The 17,912-nt window shown below is 45.2% G+C and carries 12 protein-coding genes; 11 read left to right on the top strand and 1 reads right to left on the bottom strand.

Going from position 1 to position 17,912, the window contains the following annotated elements; translation table 11 throughout:
- Positions 1-365: 365 nt before the first annotated feature.
- The 6 genes from HMPREF1521_RS04410 to HMPREF1521_RS04385 all read left to right on the top strand — a co-directional run bounded on the left by HMPREF1521_RS04410 (position 366) and on the right by HMPREF1521_RS04385 (position 8,583).
- On the top strand, positions 366-749 hold the full coding sequence (locus tag HMPREF1521_RS04410; RefSeq protein ID WP_038116325.1) for an energy transducer TonB: 384 nt from the start codon (positions 366-368) through the stop codon (positions 747-749).
- A gap of 11 nt (positions 750-760) precedes the next feature.
- A complete protein-coding gene (locus tag HMPREF1521_RS04405; protein WP_038116324.1) occupies positions 761-1,108 on the top strand; it encodes an energy transducer TonB in 348 nt (115 codons plus the stop codon).
- Between the two features lie 223 nt (positions 1,109-1,331).
- Positions 1,332-2,942, top strand: coding sequence for a DUF438 domain-containing protein (locus HMPREF1521_RS04400; protein WP_038116321.1), 1,611 nt, complete (start codon positions 1,332-1,334; stop codon positions 2,940-2,942).
- A 297-nt stretch (positions 2,943-3,239) separates the two neighbouring features.
- On the top strand, positions 3,240-4,868 hold the full coding sequence (locus HMPREF1521_RS04395; protein WP_038116398.1) for a phosphoenolpyruvate carboxykinase (ATP): 1,629 nt from the start codon (positions 3,240-3,242) through the stop codon (positions 4,866-4,868).
- Positions 4,869-5,391: 523 nt separating this feature from the next.
- A complete protein-coding gene (cooS, locus tag HMPREF1521_RS04390) occupies positions 5,392-7,611 on the top strand; it encodes an anaerobic carbon-monoxide dehydrogenase catalytic subunit (RefSeq protein ID WP_038116318.1) in 2,220 nt (739 codons plus the stop codon).
- A 609-nt stretch (positions 7,612-8,220) separates the two neighbouring features.
- Positions 8,221-8,583: a hypothetical protein gene (locus HMPREF1521_RS04385; protein WP_038116316.1), complete on the top strand. Its 363-nt coding sequence runs from the start codon at positions 8,221-8,223 to the stop codon at positions 8,581-8,583.
- A 138-nt stretch (positions 8,584-8,721) separates the two neighbouring features.
- Here the strand turns inward: HMPREF1521_RS04385 and bioB are convergent, their stop codons facing one another.
- Positions 8,722-9,750: a biotin synthase BioB gene (gene bioB / locus HMPREF1521_RS04380; protein ID WP_038116314.1), complete on the bottom strand. Its 1,029-nt coding sequence runs from the start codon at positions 9,748-9,750 to the stop codon at positions 8,722-8,724.
- Positions 9,751-9,996: 246 nt separating this feature from the next.
- On the opposite strand from bioB, the gene HMPREF1521_RS04375 reads away from it, so the two are divergent.
- From HMPREF1521_RS04375 to hemG, 5 genes are all read left to right on the top strand, one after another.
- Entirely contained in the window at positions 9,997-11,268 is a 1,272-nt protein-coding gene (locus HMPREF1521_RS04375; protein WP_038116312.1) for a DNA repair exonuclease, read from the top strand.
- Positions 11,258-14,134, top strand: coding sequence for an AAA family ATPase (locus HMPREF1521_RS04370; protein WP_038116311.1), 2,877 nt, complete (start codon positions 11,258-11,260; stop codon positions 14,132-14,134). The genes HMPREF1521_RS04375 and HMPREF1521_RS04370 overlap by 11 nt, the downstream gene beginning before the upstream one ends.
- Before the next feature lie 164 nt (positions 14,135-14,298).
- Positions 14,299-15,342 (top strand): uroporphyrinogen decarboxylase, encoded by a 1,044-nt coding sequence (gene hemE / locus HMPREF1521_RS04365; RefSeq protein ID WP_038116308.1) that lies wholly within the window; start codon positions 14,299-14,301, stop codon positions 15,340-15,342.
- Positions 15,324-16,265: a ferrochelatase gene (gene hemH, locus HMPREF1521_RS04360; RefSeq protein ID WP_232203184.1), complete on the top strand. Its 942-nt coding sequence runs from the start codon at positions 15,324-15,326 to the stop codon at positions 16,263-16,265. The genes hemE and hemH overlap by 19 nt, the downstream gene beginning before the upstream one ends.
- Positions 16,262-17,887, top strand: a complete 1,626-nt coding sequence (gene hemG, locus HMPREF1521_RS04355) for a protoporphyrinogen oxidase (RefSeq protein WP_038116302.1) — start codon at positions 16,262-16,264, stop codon at positions 17,885-17,887. Before hemH ends, hemG begins: the two co-directional genes overlap by 4 nt.
- The last annotated feature ends 25 nt before the right edge of the window (positions 17,888-17,912 follow it).

The raw sequence follows: 17,912 nt of genomic DNA, 5'->3' as shown, positions 1-17,912 counted from the left end.
GTAAAAATACAGAAAAATAGCCGCTACCAACGTAGCGGCTGGGGCAGATCCGTCGCACTTCTGCCGAGGTCATGTGTTCTTTAGTGTATGAATGATTGCAACTGGTCCGGCCCGATGAGGGCTACGATACCGAGTATCATCATGACCTTCATTTGAATACGCTTTCTACGTTTCATGAAGAACCTCCTTGTTTATTTTTTGTTACACATTGACATGATGTGTGATGTCCGATCAATTACTTTAATTAGACTATATCATAAATGAGATTAAATCTCAATAAGAAAAATGATTAATTTCTTCATTTCTTCATATTAATTTAGTATGATAATATCCATAGATTAAGAGAACCAAGGAGGACTTATATCATGAATAGAATTATTCGCTATACCGCTGCGGCTGTACTTGCGGCATCATTTGGGATGTTTGGAAATTATACGGCAAACGCGGCGGGTTTTATTTCACCCCCTAAAGAGGTTACCATCGTAAAACCTGAGATGCCTGAAATCCCTCAGACAGCTAAGGTGGCACCGAATATGAGGGTTCGATTTTTGATCGATAAACAGGGCGCCGTGAAGAAAGTGTTCGTGGAACAGTCTTCCGGCTATGCACCGGTCGATGAGGCTGTGAAAGATGCTATTATGAAATGGAAATTTACGCCTGCCATCGGCAACGATAAGAAACCACATGAATCTATTATTGGTATGACGATTACATTACCTAAGAAGGTTGTAGGTCAATCTGCTAAATAAGGAGAATGATGATGAACAAAGTGTTGCGTTGTATAACATTAAGTGCATTGGTCGCTGCCGGTTCCGTGACGGCGGCCCTGGCTGCGCCGTATGAACCGCCTGTAGCTGTGTCTACGCCGGCTGTTGATCCGGGGGTTTTTGGTGCTTATGCCGGCAACGCGCGTGGCGTTGATGTACAGTTTACTATTGAAGAAAACGGGTCCGTAGATGATGTAAAATTACTTACGTCCAGCGGTGATGCCGCGGTGGATGCGTCTATTGTGGGCGCTGTATCCTCTTGGCAGTTCAAGCCCGCCTCCGATTCCAACGGGAAACCGGTAGCATCTTCTAAAACTGAATTTATTGATTTTAAAAAGTAAGATACGGTTTGATGACACCTTCGCATAGTTGTGAAGGTGTCTTTTTATTGGCGTAACTGTTCTTATCAGTTCTTAGTGTATCGGGCGATAGGATAAAACGTGCAGTATGTGCATAAAAACTTTCACAAACTATAAATTTGTACCCGTAGCTACTGAAAATTACTTTCAAAATGATATAATAAAAATATAGTCATAAACGAGTGAGCCCTTGGAGGTATAAAGTATGAATCCTTTAAAACAAGAACTGGATATTAATAATGAGCGGTATAGAATTATCGTGTCCGTAAAAGAGGATTATCTGGACGGTAAATTGTCCATGGAGGACGGCAATCGTATTCTGAAAGAAAAACTGGGCACCTGCACGCCTGATGAGTTTGCTTATGCGGAGCAAAGTTTAAAGGGTGTATATAAGGATGAAGAAATCCTCGACAAGATGGATGATTTGCTGAATCTGTTTGATGGCGTACTGGTGCGCGCTGAAAATGAATATCCTGAAAATCATCCGTTGTGGGTGTATTTGGAGGAAATCAACGCCGTTGAAAAGGTGGCTCTCGAGGCCGATGAATTGTTAAAGCAGGACAAATTTATCAAGAATCCGTGGCTCGGTGTCTTTGATTCTCTTGCTCAATGGCGGACTCACTTATCCCGCAAGCAGAATCAACTGTATCCGATGCTGGAGGATCATGGCTTTGACCGTCCTACGCGCATCATGTGGACCTTTGATGATGCGGTGCGCGATGCCATTTCCGCATCTTATGCATTGCTTCGTGAAGATAAATATGATGAGTTCCTGGCGTCTGTACCGGAGACATTGGCTAAGTTACGCGATTTGAATTCCAAAGAGCTGGAAGTATTGCTGCCTACATCTTTCAAATTATTGAGCGATGAAGAGTTCGTGCGCATGAGTAAAAATGACCATGAAATCGGTTATGCCATCATTAAGACTCCCGGGCTTTATGTGGTGCCGGGCGTCAATGATTCCGCTGCGCAGCTGAACCAAAGCGGTTCCGCTCAGAACGGCGCCGTATCCAATGAATTCCTGAATGATTTGGCAGGTCTATTGTCTAAATATGTAGGCCCTGTAGGCGCTGCCCCGGTCGGTAAGGATGCTGTTCTCGATGTGGCGACAGGAAAGTTGACATTGGATCAGATTAATTTAATCTTCCGCCACCTGCCTGTAGATTTATCCTATGTGGATGAAAATGAACTCGTTAAATTTTACAGTGATACGGCGCATCGGATTTTTCCTCGCAGTGCCAATGTTATCGGCCGCGAAGTGAAGAATTGCCATCCTGCAAAATCCGTACATATCGTGGAAGAAATCGTTGAAAAATTCCGCTCCGGAGAACAAAGTCAGGCTGAGTTCTGGATTAATAAACCGGGTTTGTTTATCTATGTTATTTATACCGCTGTGCGTGATGAGAACGGCAGGTTCCGCGGTGTTTTGGAAATGATGCAGGACTGCACGCATATTCGCGAACTGGAAGGTTCCCGCACATTGTTGACATGGGATCAGGCCGATTATGTAGGTGATGGCGGCTCGGAAAAATCCTTGGCGCTGAAAGCGGCGGAATCGGTGGCGGAAAAACCGTTGGCAGTCGATGCGGATGGATACGTTCACATCGATGAGAAAACGACATTGTCCAAGTTGATCAAACATTCTCCGGATGTGGTGGACTATCTGATTTCCTTGAATCCTAAATTTGAAAAATTAAAAACCCCTATGGTGAAAGTCATGGCGAAGGTGGCGACCGTCAAAATGATTGCGGAACGCGGTGATTTTGATGTGAACGACCTGATTGCTAAGCTGAATGCATTCATCAATAATAAATAATAGTTGACCTTTCGTATTTCGTATATTGTATATGTATAGGATGTACCGTACTGTCGGGAGAACATGGTATGTTCGGGTTATAGCCGCATGTTGGTGTAAGTATCGACATGCGGCTTTTACCGGTTTAATTGTGTTGCACTAATTAATAATAAATATACAATATTAAGAACGTGCCGGTTGTTTTATGTATACAAACTTGATAGAAAAGGGTAAAATAAGTATTAATGAGAGTATTGGCTATTTCATACTTTCACAGATGAAATCATGTATATATTAAAAGGTGAGGATTTAAATATTATGTCGACGAGACGCGTTTGGAAACAAAGTGAAATCAAAACAAACCCATTATTTTCGAAGTTACGCAGTACGATTGAAACCGCATTTTATGGAAATAATGTAGAACCGGTCACCTCTGTGGCACAAGCGTATCAGCTGGCCTCTGAAGAACCGGGTGTCATCGTCCTCGATATGCCTGTACATAAACCGCTGGAGCAGGGCTTACCGGCCGATGCGAAGGTGCTCGTTACGAATGACGGCAAGACGACGGGGCGCTACGCAAAGGCTCGTCGCATCATCGGTGATGAAGGTATTGATGAAATCGAACTTGCCAATATTGCGCGTGACGCCGTGTATGACAGTCGCGGTAAGGAATGGATTGCCGCACAGGTTATCGTCGGCCTCGATAAGAAATTTACCGCCCGTGCTCACTTGATGATTCCGAAGGATCATGCATCTATTTTATATTCCTGGGTGATGAATTTTAAATTTTTTGATGCTGCTGTAAAAGAATTCTATAACGAAAGCGAAGACATTCCCGAAGGGGATATCTATATTTACTCCGACCCTGATTATGTAGTTCCCGGTCATCCGGGCGGGCTTGCGATTTTTGATCCTGCTCATAACTGCGCGATGATTCTCGGTATGCGCTACTTCGGAGAACACAAAAAAGGCACCCTTACATTGGCGTGGTCCTTGGCGAATCGCTTCGGTTATGTCGCCTGTCATGGCGGTATGAAACGCTATAATCTGGATGGCGGAAAGACGTATACCATCGGTGTATTCGGTTTATCCGGTTCCGGTAAATCCACGTTGACCCATGAAAAACACAATGGCCGTTACGATATTTCCATTTTGCATGACGATGCGTATATCATCAATACGAAGGATTTAAGCTCGATTGCGATGGAGCCTACGTATTTTGATAAAATGCAGGATTATCCTGTAGAACATCCGGCGAATGAATTCCTGTTAACCTTGCAGAATGTAGGGGTAACGATGGATGAAGAGGGACGCAAGGTCGTATTGGCTGAAGATGTGCGCAATAATAACGGTCGTGCCATTAAATCTCAGTTCTGGACGGATAATCGCGTAAATTATGTAGGCGAACCTGTCAATGCCATCGTATGGCTTATGAAGGATAAAACATTGCCGCCGATTCTTAAAATATCCGACCCTGTGTTGGCGTCCACCATGGGGGCGACGTTGGCGACACGTCGTTCTACGGCTGAAAAACTCGATGCGCATGTGGATCCGGATGCACTCGTTATCGAACCGTATGCAAATCCGTTCCGTACCTATCCATTGGTTCGTGATTATGAAAGCTACAAAAAACTCTTTAAAGAGTGCGGTGTGGACTGCTTTATCATGAACACGGGATTCTTTCTGGAAAAGAAAATTCCTAAGGAAGTGACGTTGAATTTATTGGAACAATTGGTAGAAGGCAATTTGGATTTTAAACCGTTCGGTGCGTATGAAAATCTTTCTTACGTTGAGATACCGGGCTTTGAACCGCCATTTGAGGTGCGTGAATACCATCATCAGTTACATCAGGCTTTTGAGTTCCGTTATGACTATGTGGAAAAACTCATCGGTCATAAGAACGAATTACCGGAAGAAGTTTTGAATGTACTTAAAACATTAATGTAATAATAAAAGAAGAGCCGTACCGGCTGCGAATGTATCGCAGTCGGTGCGGCTTTTATAATGTTTACATACCTATATATCTATATGCCCTTAATCCCCAAATTATAAAATTGTATATGCATACCGAAACGATATTATCATATATTGAAACAATATCATCATATATCAAAAAGATATCATCATATATTGAAACTATATTATTCTACATAATGAATATGGCAAGATAGCAAGGTTAATTCCCGTATTTAAATAGGAATTAACTTGTTCACAAATTTATGAATGTTAGCTGAATGAATCGATGCAAAAACATTGCTGTTGTCGGATTTATAAATATATATGTGAAAAAATTTTCTCAAAATATAATTGACAAATGTCCGTGTAGAAAATATACTTATAGTGAATTAAAACATATCTATGAGATAGGTTTTAAAGCCCATGATTATGGTAGTATTAACTATGAATTATGGTGAGGATTATGTTCCTTATTGTTAATGCTTGGCCTATGTAGGTCACGAGGAGGTTTACTATGAGTAAAGATGCAGAAAATAAAAATGCCCATAAACATCAACATTGTCATTGTGGAGGGCATCATCACGGACATGATCATGAAGACCATCATGACCATAATCATACGGACGACCATGAACATGGCCATCAGCATGGTCAAACCCATGATGATAGTCACGAACATGTACATAATCATGACCACGACCATAGTCATGACCACGATCATAGCCATGCCAAAGCTTTACCTACGGATAAATGGGTACCGCATACTCATGAACCGGGGGTTCCTCATGAACATGGTGTAAACGATTATTTGAAAGCCGTTGCGGAGTATCGCAAAACGTGGCCTACAAAACAGGATGTAATCGAACAGACTCCGGATCCTGCGGTTCGTGAAATGATTCTTCGCATGGAACAAATCGGTTGTGACACGGTTTTTGACCGTTTCGATAAACAGCAGCCTCAATGTGCTTTCGGTATTGCCGGTGTTTGCTGTCGCATATGCTTTATGGGGCCTTGTAAGATTACGCCTAAGAGTCCTCGCGGTGTCTGCGGTGCGGATGCGGATCTTATTGTTGCCCGTAATATGACGCGTGCCGCTGCCGGCGGTTTGACTCAACATGGTGCACATGCGCGCGAAATTTTGATTTCTCTGAAAGCGGCTGCTAACGGTGAATTGGATATCCCTATTTTAGGGGAAGAAAAAATACGTACCGTATGTAAGGCATTCAACATTCCTGAGGAGGGGCGCCCGTTAAATGACGTCGCTAATGATTTGGCGGATGTATTGTTGGAAGACTTGAGTCGTGCTCTTCCGGGCGAATATAAAACGATTACGGCGATGGCTCCTGCTGAACGCCGCGAAGTCTGGAAAAATTTGGATATCTTACCTATCTCCGCATACAATGAAGCCTTTGATGCATATCATCGTACCTGTGTCGGTACGGATGGCGACTGGGAAAGCAATATGAAACAATTCTTGCGTTGCGGACTGGCTTTCACATTTACCGGTGTAGTGGCGGCGGATATCGCTACGGATGCGCTGTTCGGTCAAGGCGGCCGTCGTACGTCCAAGGTTAATATCGGAGCCCTTAAAAAAGGTTATGTAAATATCGCTGTACATGGTCATTTGCCGACGTTGGTATCTCAGATCTGTACGATCGGTGCATCTGAAGAATATCAGGAAAAAGCTAAGGCTATCGGCGCAAAAGGCATCCAGTTCTACGGTATCTGCTGCTCCGGTTTGTCCAGCATGTATCGGTATGAAAATGTTATTCCGTTGTGTAATGCTATCGGGGCGGAGCTCGTGCTCGGTACGGGCGCACTCGATTGCTGGGTAGCGGACGTACAGGATGTGTACCCTGCTATCATGGACGTGGCGCGTTGCTTTAATACAAAGGTGATTACCACATCCGATGCGGCTCGTTTGCCGGGCGCGGAACATATCGGCTATGATCACCATCATACGAATTTGGCGGAAACGAAACAGTTGGCACGGAAAATTTTGGATCGTGCCCTTGAAGCCCATGAATTGCGTAAAGGCATGCCGGTATTTATTCCTCCATACGAAATTACGGCGGAGGTCGGTTTCTCTCCGGAATCTACGGTTAAACATTACGGTTCTTTCAAGCCGTTAGCGGAGGCTTTAAAATCCGGTAAGGTTCGCGGTATCGTCAATGTAGTCGGTTGCTCAAATCCTCGTGTTATTTATGAAAAAGCGACCGTAGATATCGTTGATGAACTTATCAAAAACGGCTGTATTATCTTAACGAACGGTTGCGCGTCATTCCCGTTGATGAAGCTCGGCTATTGTAATACAGATGCCATTAAGAAATGTAGTCCTGCACTACAGGAATTCTTAGGTGATGATCAACCGCCGGTATGGCATGTCGGTGAATGCGTGGATAATGCCCGTTCATCGGGTATCTTCGGCGGTATCGCCGCTGAGTTGGGACTTAATTTGCCGCAGTTGCCGTTTGCTATGTCCAGTCCTGAATGGTCCAATGAAAAAGGTATCGATGCGTCTCTCGGCTTCCGCTTGATGGGTATCAACTCCTATCATTGCGTTGAGCCGCCTACACAAGGCTCCGATGCCGTTACAAAATGGCTCAAAGAGGATACTAAAGATATCTTAGGGTCTGTTATGTATGTAAATACCGATCCTAAGAAGGTAGCTGAAAAAATCTTGGCGGATATCGATGCTAAACGTGCCGCTTTAGGATGGGTGGAAGTAAATTAACTGATAGATCGTAATTGAAACTCTATTCAGCCTTGTAAATGAAAGGGGTTTCAGCTTTTTTTGCAACACGTTTTGTACGGCTCTTTTAAAGTTTACTCAAAAAAATAAAATGCCGATACAGCTAGTTATTTACTAGTTGTATCGGCATTAAAAACAACATGTTCTGTCCTATAAGCCCAAGATTGAACTGTTTAGACAACGAAAAAAGACTCCGTACGGAGTCTTTTTCATGTAAGGGGAGTGTTAGTATTAATATCAAATGACTCGATGTATTTAAACAAGTAGTAGGTTTGGGGTTAGTATTACTTGTCGGGAGATAAATACATCTAAAGTAACCAGGGAATTGTTACCTTCATCTATCACTTGACACTATTATAATACTCAATTGAAATGAACAGGAAATGAAGATATTTTAGAAATTCCTTTGAAAATTTTTCATATTTCTTTCATATTTAATAAAAAATGAGGATAAATTTTAATCATTGTTGATAAATGGTATCTTCTTTTGGTATTATATAGAAAGGGGAAAGTTGTATACTTTATAAAGGGTTGATCAACTTTAATCTTTTATAAAATATACGGTTTATGTAGCAAGAGAGGAGCAGTCATATGAGGAAAATATTTACCATATTGTCCCTTTTGTGGCTACTCAGTACAGACGGAACCGCTTTGGCGACGGAATGGTACTATGTGGGACCTGATGCATCGGGCAATCAACTGTTCATTGACAATGACAGTGTGCAAAAGAGTAAGTATGATGCATTATTATGGTTGCGCGTTAATGAGCTGAGTGGTGATGAATTGCGATATAAGGTGTATATAAGCCGATATAATCATACGATGGAGACGATTACGGTAGATGCTTATATGTCTGACGGCACTCCTTATCAGAACGTAAATTATAATGAGGACCCTGAGCCTATTGAAGGCAACACAAACGGTCAAGCCATTTATAATCTATTATGGAATTAAATGTATATTATGAATAAAAGGACCATCTAGCACAGCAAACTAGATGGTCCTTTTTATATATGTAAATAATTTATAAACCTGGTTGTATACCGTTTAATCATCAGTGGTTTATAGGACAGTTTTGTTCTGTAAGCCTCATCAGGATTGAACGGATGTCCTGCCTAAGCCCAAGTCTTGAATCATTTGAAGGTCGTCTTTTGGTGAACGGCCGCCGGTTGTCAGATAACCGCCAACCATGATACCGTTCAGACCGCCCTTCAATGCATAGGCCTGTAAGTCACGCAGATTGACTTCGCGACCGCCGGCGGTACGAATCAAAGCCTTCGGCAAGATAAATCTGAATACCGCAAAGGTACGCAAGATTTCAAGTGGAGGCAACGCCTCGTTGCTTTCAAATGGAGTACCTTTAACAGGATTTAAAATATTTAATGGCACGGAATCAATGCCTAAACGCTTAAGTTCATATGCCATTTCTACGCGTTGTTCCAGAGTCTCGTTGAGACCGAGGATGCCGCCGGAGCACACGCGGATGCCCGCTTTTTGAGCGTTGTCGATTGTGCTCATTTTATCTTGATATGAGTGAGTGCTGCAGATATCAGGAAAGTGGCTTGGTGCTGTTTCGATATTGGAGTGGTACCGTGTAACACCGACTTTCTTTAATTTGACAGCTTGATCGTAGCTCAATAGACCGAGTGAACAGCAGATTTCAAGGCCTACCTCATTTTTGATACGATCCAGAATATGTATGATCTGTTCAAATTCGTTAGGATTATTTGTGTTGCGTCCGCTCGTTACGATGGAGAAACGGATAGCGCCGGCCTCTTTAGCCTTGCGTGCCGCATCGAGAAGGCTTTCTTCATCCATAAACGGATATTCCTGAACACCTGTGTTGTGGTGTGCCGATTGAGCACAGAATTTACAGTTTTCAGGACATTTACCGGAGCGTGCATTGACAATGGCGCATACATCAACGGAATTGTCATTGAAATGTTGGCGTATCTTATCGGCCATGGCGAGCAGAATCATCGTATCATCGTCTGAGGTGTGAATCAGCTCGATGGCTTCCGCCTTTGTGATTTCACCGCCGTTTATGATGCGGTTTGCAATGGTAAGAATTTTTTCGTATGCTCCCACTTGGGATGGTTGTTGATCTATAGGCAATGCCATACTAGCCTCCTGATATATTGTTAACCTGTTTTTAATCATAAAATATTGACAATTTGATTGTAAACTTTCGCAGATGTATTTGTCAACTTTATTAAATCCGGAGTTAACAAATATACGAGGATATATTCGTGGATATAGGGGAATTGATAGTTATTTCTAACTAATATCCATCGTTTTATAGTATAATAAAATATTGTAAATATGTAATTTCTAACTAATAATACTGATACAAAGGAGTGGATATAGATGCAGCCGTTTCGATTTATACACTGTGGTGATCTGCATTTAGGCGCACCCTTTCAATATGCGACAGGTATGAGTCGTACCGTTGATCGCATGGTGAGTGAGGCGACGTATACCGCCTTTAACAATATTGTGGATACAGCGATTGATGAACAGGTTCACGCCGTCGTTATTGCCGGCGATATTTATAATAGCGAAGATCATAATCTGGAGGCACAGGTGCGATTTGTGCGTGCCCTTTACAGATTGGCGGAGCATCGCATTCCCGTGTACATGGTGCAGGGGAATCATGATCCTGCTGAAAGTTGGCAGGCACAACTGCAAATGCCGAATAATGTGCATGTGTTTTCCGATACGCAGGTACAACGCTTTCCGTTGCTCGTCAATAATATAGAAATCGGCGGTGTTTACGGTATCAGCTGCGGGCATGGTAATGAAGGCGATAATTTTGCTGCTCAGTATCGTGCGTTTGAACGGGATGAATTTTCTCTCGCCGTTATGCATGGTACGGTGGGATCCAGTAAAGGAGCGGAGAATCATAATGTAACCGGTCCGTGCAGTTTAGGTGATCTGGCGGAGGCCGCCATGGATTACTGGGCGCTCGGTCATATCCATAAGGCACAGGTGCTCAATGAAGAGCCGATGGTCGTGTATGCGGGCAATCCGCAGGGGCTGCATCGTAAAGAGGTGGGTCCGAAGGGATGCTATCTGGTGTCCGTATCGCATAACGGTCATTGTGATTTGCGTTTCATCGATACCTGTGCCATTCGTTTTGAAGAGATCAGAATCGATATCGCGGGCATGCAGAATGAAGCTGATTTCATGGAAATCCTGCGCCGCAAGAAAGATAATTTACGGAAACAGTATAAGAAACCGATTTTATTATCTATTGTGTTGACCGGTACGGGGCCGCTACATCGTCTTTGCACTCAGGAGTCGATACGCAAGTTGTGGCTTGAGGAGTCGCAAGGGGAAGAGCACGGAAAATCCATTTTCGTCATGCCGTACCGCATGATTCCGAGTACGCGGACGGCCGTTAATTTAGCGCAGCGCCGTATGTTATCCGATGTGGTCGGTGATTACTTGCGCGTCTATGACGATATGGTATCTGCCGGCGGTGTCGGCGAGGCGCAGCGTATCATGGCGGAACGTCCTGAATTTAAACGGTTGGGACCTTATGCGGAACTCTTGACTGATGAATTGTTGCAGCGCGCTTTAAAACGCTGTGAATTGGAAGGTGTTACGGTGTTGCTGGGGGCTAACGATGAACATTAAACGCATACGATTTGATGAATTTGGCCCGTATCGGGACTGGTCGCTTACGGCAGGCTCCAATGGGGTTCAGCTTTTATACGGTCCGAATGAAAGCGGTAAAACATCCCTTTTGGAGGGCATGCGCACACTGCTTTTCGGCGGTACGCATAAAACGTACGGGCCCATGAACGGTTCTGTTGATATAGAACGGGACGGTGAAAGCTATTATATCGGCCGTAAGGGCAAAGAATTGAGCTTTTACAGCCCGGGAAATCCGGCCATTCATGAGGAGCCGTCCCAATATTGGTGGCATGGCATCGATAAGAATACATACAACCGCATATTCGCACTGACCCTTGATGATCTGCAAGGCCTCGATGTATTGCGCGAGGTAGAGGTGCGTTCCCGGTTTTTCGGTGCCGAAGGGGGAGAGAACTTAGGTTCTGCCGTAAAAAATGTGGAAAAGGGCGCCACCGATTTGCTGGTTGCATCCTCAAACGGCAAGCGCCGCATCAATGTTCTGATGGATGAACTGAAAGAAAACCGTCAGAAATTAAGTAGGTTGTCTCAGCATGAAGCTCAATATGTAGCCTTGGAACGGGAGTTTCACAGCACGGAACAGACCGAGGCGGAACTGCAGAGTCAGTTGCAGGAGTGGAAGGATTATCGGGACGGTATTGATGTGGTATTGCGGGCGTGGGATACATATAGACGCAGCGAAGAAGCGCGTATGCATATGCAGCAATATAACAGCGATTTGGCGCTCAGCCGAGATGAGTTCCTGCGCATTGATGAAGATATCAGAAGGGCTCGGGAAAATATGAAGTTATGGCAGGAAAAGGAAGCATCCTTGATGCCGGAGAACTTCAGCCCGGACAGCCCTTTCGGTATTTACGGGCAAGATATTGAAAATCTTATCCATCAAGGTGCTAAATGGGAACAATTGCGCAGCGAATGTGAGGAAGGGGATACATACATCCGGAAGGTCAAGGAGCAGCTTGAATTTTCCCGTACCCTATATTCCACATGGCGCGATGATGAGCCTATGCCGGATACGGTCAACTGGGTTGAAGGCGAACGATTGGCAAGCCGATTGCGTACGGCTAAAGACCAGCTGTTACACTGGCAGGACCGCAAGCCGTCTGAAGTCGGTGACGCATCAGCGCACCTGGAACATCAATCGACATCAAATGACGGTGATGAAAATGCTGTAAAGAGAGAAGCCTTGGAAGCTGAATTACAACGTATTCTGGCGGATATGGATCTCGTAGATGAAAAGCTTGAAGAATATGATGGCGAATTACAGCAGACACAATTGCCGAAGTGGTTGCAACGCATCGGCGGCATCGGTGCTGTCGTGGGCGTTTTGCTTGTCCTGGTCGGTCTGGTGGCGTTGGAATCCGTCTTATATACCGTAGGCGGTTTTGTGTTGATTCTTTTATCGATGGGGCTGTTCTGGTATGCATCGACGATGCGTCATAACGGAAGTACGGATACATCTAAGCTGAATTATCAGCTGGAGTTGTTATCATCCCGTAAATCCGATGTAGAGCATCAGCTGGATGCGCTGGACCAGGTGGCAAGCTCCAGAGAGCAGGCCGGAGCCAGTTCTTCGGCTGCCGCGTCATTGGACAGATGGACTCAGGAAGGCCTCACGTTACAATCCATATATGACGAAGCTTATAATGCATGGCAAAACTGGTTACCGCAGGGGGCCGCTAAAAGTTTAAGTGAAGATGATTTCTTCGGACTCAAGCAGGAGTACGATCAATATCAGGAGCAGCTGCGAACCATTGAAGGCTATGAAAAACGGCTGGAGGAACACAAGGAAGGATTGCGCCTTATTGAAGATCAGGCCATGACTTTGTGGTATAACCTTGGCGTAGAGGCCCCTGTGTCTCCGACGGAGTTGAAGCGCATATATAATCAGTATAAGAACTTTCAGCAAAATAAAATCCGTTGGGAGCAAAAGGAAGAGCAGCGCAAGAGTTTTCGTAACGAATACGACAACTGGCATCGCAAGGAAAAGGAACTGTTGTTGCGTCAGAAAGAGTTGCTGCATAAGGCGGGCATGGATAGTTCCAATGAATACCGTCAGCATCTCATCGATGAGGATCAGTATAAACAGTGGCAGACTATTTATAAACAAAGTCAGGTACAGCTCGATTTGTTGGCGCCTGATGCGGAAAATAGAGATTTATTTTACCGTCGTCTGCATGAAGGTAATAAGGAAAAATGGCTTGATGAATTGGCTCACTCGGAACGGGAAATGACGTCCATCGAGGAAAAATTGGCCAATCTCTATGAAAAGAGAGGACAAATTGTAGAATCCATGCGGGCGCTCGGCTCCGATCAGGAGCAACATCAGGCGTTACAGGAACGCCAGGAGCTGCAGAGTCAGTTGGAGGATGCCCTGGAAGACTGGGCTACGCAGGTTCTCATCAGTCATTGCATGGAACGGGCACAGCAGTCGTATGAGCAGGAAAAACAGCCTCATATGCTGGAATTGGCATCGTCCTATGTGGAGCGTCTGACGGGCGGTAAATATACGATTGATATGATGGGAATCAACGACGGCATAGCACTGGTTAATACGAAGGGTGAACGATTGGAACTGAAATTCTGGTCCAGCGGCCTCGGAGATCAGGTGTATCTGGCGTTGCGACTTGCGTTGGCAAAGGTTTTTTCCTATCAGGTGGAAGCGTTGCCGATTATTCTTGATGATATTCTGGTTCGCTTTGATGAATCACGTCAGAAAAAGGCTTTGGAATTACTGGCCGATATCGGTGCGGATCAACAGATTTGGCTCTTTACGTGTCAACGCAGCGTGTATGATATGGCGCAATCCGTTACGGGTATCGACTATCACGAACTGCGCAAAGCGTAAGTATCTGATTTAGTGTAATATATTGAGCAGTAATTATAAATTAATTTGTAAGGGAACTTTCACAAAATTGAAAGTTATATCGGAGTGTAACCGAAGTAATAGTTTTGGATGGATGCCTGTGCTAGTATATAGACAATACAGCGAAACAGAAGGGGGATGAATACTTGAATACAGCATACTTGGATATGATTCAAGGTAAAAATCCGGGGGTAACACCTGTGTGGTATATGCGGCAGGCAGGCCGTAGTCAAGCGGAATATCGCAAGATAAAAGAGAAATATACATTGTTTGAAATCACAAAGGAGCCGGAGTTATGCGCTCGTGTTACGGAATTACCCGTGCGTGAATACGGCGTTGATGCGGCAATCCTTTATAAAGACATCATGAGTCCCATGGTGGGCATGAATATTCATGTGGATATCAAGCCCGGGGTGGGGCCCGTATTCTCTACGCCGATTCAATCGATGGCGGATGTGGAACGCCTCGCTCCGTTCGATCCGGCGAAGGTGGACTATATTGCGAAAACCATCAGGTTGCTCACAACGGGCATGCTTGATGTGCCGCTCATCGGTTTCTGCGGGGCTCCGTTCACAATTGCGTCATATCTCATAGAGGGCGGACCGACGAAGAATTATAATAAAACGCGGGGCATGCTCATCGGTGCCCCTCAGGTGTGGGATGCGCTCATGACAAAGCTGGCAGATATGTCTATTGCGTATCTGTCTATGCAGGCCGATGCGGGCGCCGATGCATTGCAGATTTTCGATTCCTGGGTCGGTGCCGTCAATGCGGAGCAGTATAAACAGGGTATTTATCCGCATGTGGAACGTATTATCAAGACTGTGAAAGCAAAGTATCCCAGCTTACCGATTGCCATGAACGGCGTCGGAACGGATCATCTCGTATCGATCTGGTCTCATTTGCCGCTGGATGTCATCGCTTTTGACTGGCGCAGCTGTATCAATATGGCTTATGAGCGGGGCGTAACACAAACGATTCAGGGAAATCTGGATCCTGCGTATCTATATTCCGATGAAAAGACATTGGCTCGTGAAGTGGATCGTATTTTGCTGGACGGTATCCGATACGGTCGCCATATCTTTAATTTAGGACATGGCGTATTCCCTGAAGCGGACCCGAAAAAACTGCATTGGCTAACGGACTATGTGCATGAACGCAGCCGGGAATTGTGGGCGCAAGAGGGATGACGGATATTGTGAAAGATGCAAAACAAGTGGGAGTGTTATTTTTGTCGTATGGCAGCCCGTCTGATAAGAGGGCTTTGATTCCGTATATGACGAGCATTCGACGGGGGCGCACTCCGACAGACTGTGAAGTACAGAATTTGGTAAATCGTTATGAGGTTATAGGGCAGTGGACAGATCAGTCACTGTCGACGATGGCGAAACGGCAATGTCATGTATTACAGGATTTGTTGCCGTCAGTACCGACAGCAATCGGTTATCTTCACATGCAGCCCTCTATCGGAGATGCTGTTGCGGATTTGGTAAAATGCGGTGTCAGTCATATCGTAGCTATTGTGACGGCGCCGTTTTATTCGGCTCTCGGAACGGGTGCTTACGAGCAACGGGTCGATGCGGCGGTATCGGAATATCCTCACGTAACGAGTGAATTTATTCGGCACTGGTGGGACCAGCCGGCATTCATTGATTATTGGATGACAGCTATTCAGGGATATTTACAGTCCCATAAATTTGATAAAGCTGAGACGACAGTTGTTTTCAGTGCTCATAGCGTACCTGTGGTGGATGCTGTGAGTGCCGATGGTTATGCGGACAGTCTTCGTGCTGGTGCAGAACGGATTGCCCAGCGGCTGGGACTTCCTCATTGGTCTCTGGCGTGGCAGAGTGCGGGTTCACACGGACAATGGCTGGGACCGACGGTGCAGGATGCCATTGAAGAGGCCGTACAGAACGGTTTTAGACATATCGTGTTCGTACCGTTCGGCTTTGTGAGCAATCATGTGGAAGTGTTGTATGATAATGATATAGAGTGCAGAGACTTTGTCGAGGCCGGCGGCGCCCGATATGGATGCGTTCCGATGCCCGATGATGATGTGCGCTTTATACGAGCTATGGCTGATGCTATAACAGAAAGGATTCGTTTGTGAAAGTAATAATCATCGGCGGTGGACTTACGGGGTTGACAGCGGCTTACTATTTAGGTCATGCTAAGCCGGAATGGAATATAGAACTGTATGAACAGGCGTCGCGATTTGGCGGCAAAATTCAAACTGAGCACGTAGATGATTTTGTAGTCGAACTGGGACCCGATTCCTATTTGGGGCGCAAGACGGAAATGACGGACCTCGTGTATGATTTGGGACTGGGGGATACCTTGGTGTCCAATGAAACGGGGCAGGCTTATGTCTATGATGAGGGCCGCATTCATCCTATTCCGGGCGGATCTATCATGGGGATTCCTACGGAAATTATGCCCTTTGTGAAAGCCGGTCTTATTTCGTGGCCCGGGAAATTGAGGGCCGGATTGGATTATTTCAAAAAGCCTTATCCGCTTGATGTAAATGGCGATGTGTCTATCGGTCATTTTTTCAAGTATCACTTGGGACAGGAGATGATGGATAAGCTTATCGAGCCTTTATTGGCGGGCATTTACGGTGGAGATATCTACAAGATAAGTCTTCTGTCCACGTTTCCTCACTTTATTCAGGTGGAACAAAAATACGGAAACATGGTCAAGGGAATGATGGCTGCAAAGATGAGTCACTCCAAGGCGGGCGTAACGAAGGCTGTTAAGGGGGCCGCTGCGGAAGGCGATGTGCCTCGCGCCGGCAAGGGTGCCATGACGGACAGTCAATACGCGAAGTACCAGTCCGCTAAGACGTCGGCGCATCAGTCGGCGATAGAGGCCCGTAAAGGCACCGCCGCTCAATCGGGTATGTTCCGTCAGTTGACGGGCGGTCTTGAAAGCGTTATTACCGCCATTATCGAGGCTATGCCCGGCAATGTGAAATTACATAATAATACGTTTGTTGATGATATTCAACGGAATAGCGACAGATATGAGCTACATGTAATGGAACGAAGAGGTTGTGAGTGTTTACATACGGACATAGGTTCATCCTCATTCTTATCCTCTTCTGAAATTCTGGGGGATGGAGCGCAGGGCGTTAATCGGAGTCGAAATGTTGCTGCGGATGCGTTGATTATTTGTACACCGCCCGCTGCTTACAAACAATGGTTCCGGGATGATTCCGGATTTGACTATCTGCGCTCCATGGAGCAGTCCAGCTGTGCCATTGCCATCATGGCCTTTGATAAAGCCACATTTGACGGTGAATTGAAAGGTTCGGGACTCCTAATTACCCGAAAAACAGATACACCGCTTACGGCATGTACTATTTTGAATCAGAAGTGGCCGCAGACGACACCGGATGATAAAATCGTGCTGCGCGTCTTTATCGGAAAGCCCGGCAATGATATGGTGGAACGATTAAGCGATGATGAGCTTTCAGAATTGGCGGTTACGGAAATTCGACGCATTATGAGTTTTTCAGCTACACCTGAATGGGTAAAAATCAATCGTCTTATTCATTGCATGCCTCAATATAATGTGGGGCACCGTGCCGGTATTACAGCCGTTCGAGCACATGTGGCTCGGAATTATCCGAATTTATATCTCATCGGCACACCATTTGACGGTATCGGCATCCCGGATGGCGTAAAACAGGCGAAGGAACTCGTACAGCGTATCAGTGAAGAAATAGTCTGATATTTATATTTAGTTTGAATTATGT

It is taken from the genome of Veillonella sp. AS16, from assembly GCF_000517785.1.
Lineage (GTDB): Bacteria > Bacillota > Negativicutes > Veillonellales > Veillonellaceae > Veillonella > Veillonella denticariosi.
Note: the sequence above shows the minus strand (reverse complement) of the source record. Positions and strands in the feature narration are given on the sequence as shown.

Excerpts from the sequence above, each read along its gene's own strand:
- HMPREF1521_RS04405 (WP_038116324.1), top strand. The coding sequence starts at position 761 with ATGAACAAAGTGTTGCGTTGTATAACATTAAGTGCATTGGTCGCTGCC.
- HMPREF1521_RS04370 (WP_038116311.1), top strand. The coding sequence starts at position 11,258 with ATGAACATTAAACGCATACGATTTGATGAATTTGGCCCGTATCGGGAC.
- HMPREF1521_RS04410 (WP_038116325.1), top strand. The coding sequence starts at position 366 with ATGAATAGAATTATTCGCTATACCGCTGCGGCTGTACTTGCGGCATCA.
- bioB (WP_038116314.1), bottom strand. The coding sequence starts at position 9,750 with ATGGCATTGCCTATAGATCAACAACCATCCCAAGTGGGAGCATACGAA.
- HMPREF1521_RS04400 (WP_038116321.1), top strand. The coding sequence starts at position 1,332 with ATGAATCCTTTAAAACAAGAACTGGATATTAATAATGAGCGGTATAGA.
- HMPREF1521_RS04385 (WP_038116316.1), top strand. The coding sequence starts at position 8,221 with ATGAGGAAAATATTTACCATATTGTCCCTTTTGTGGCTACTCAGTACA.
- cooS (WP_038116318.1), top strand. The coding sequence starts at position 5,392 with ATGAGTAAAGATGCAGAAAATAAAAATGCCCATAAACATCAACATTGT.
- HMPREF1521_RS04395 (WP_038116398.1), top strand. The coding sequence starts at position 3,240 with ATGTCGACGAGACGCGTTTGGAAACAAAGTGAAATCAAAACAAACCCA.
- HMPREF1521_RS04375 (WP_038116312.1), top strand. The coding sequence starts at position 9,997 with ATGCAGCCGTTTCGATTTATACACTGTGGTGATCTGCATTTAGGCGCA.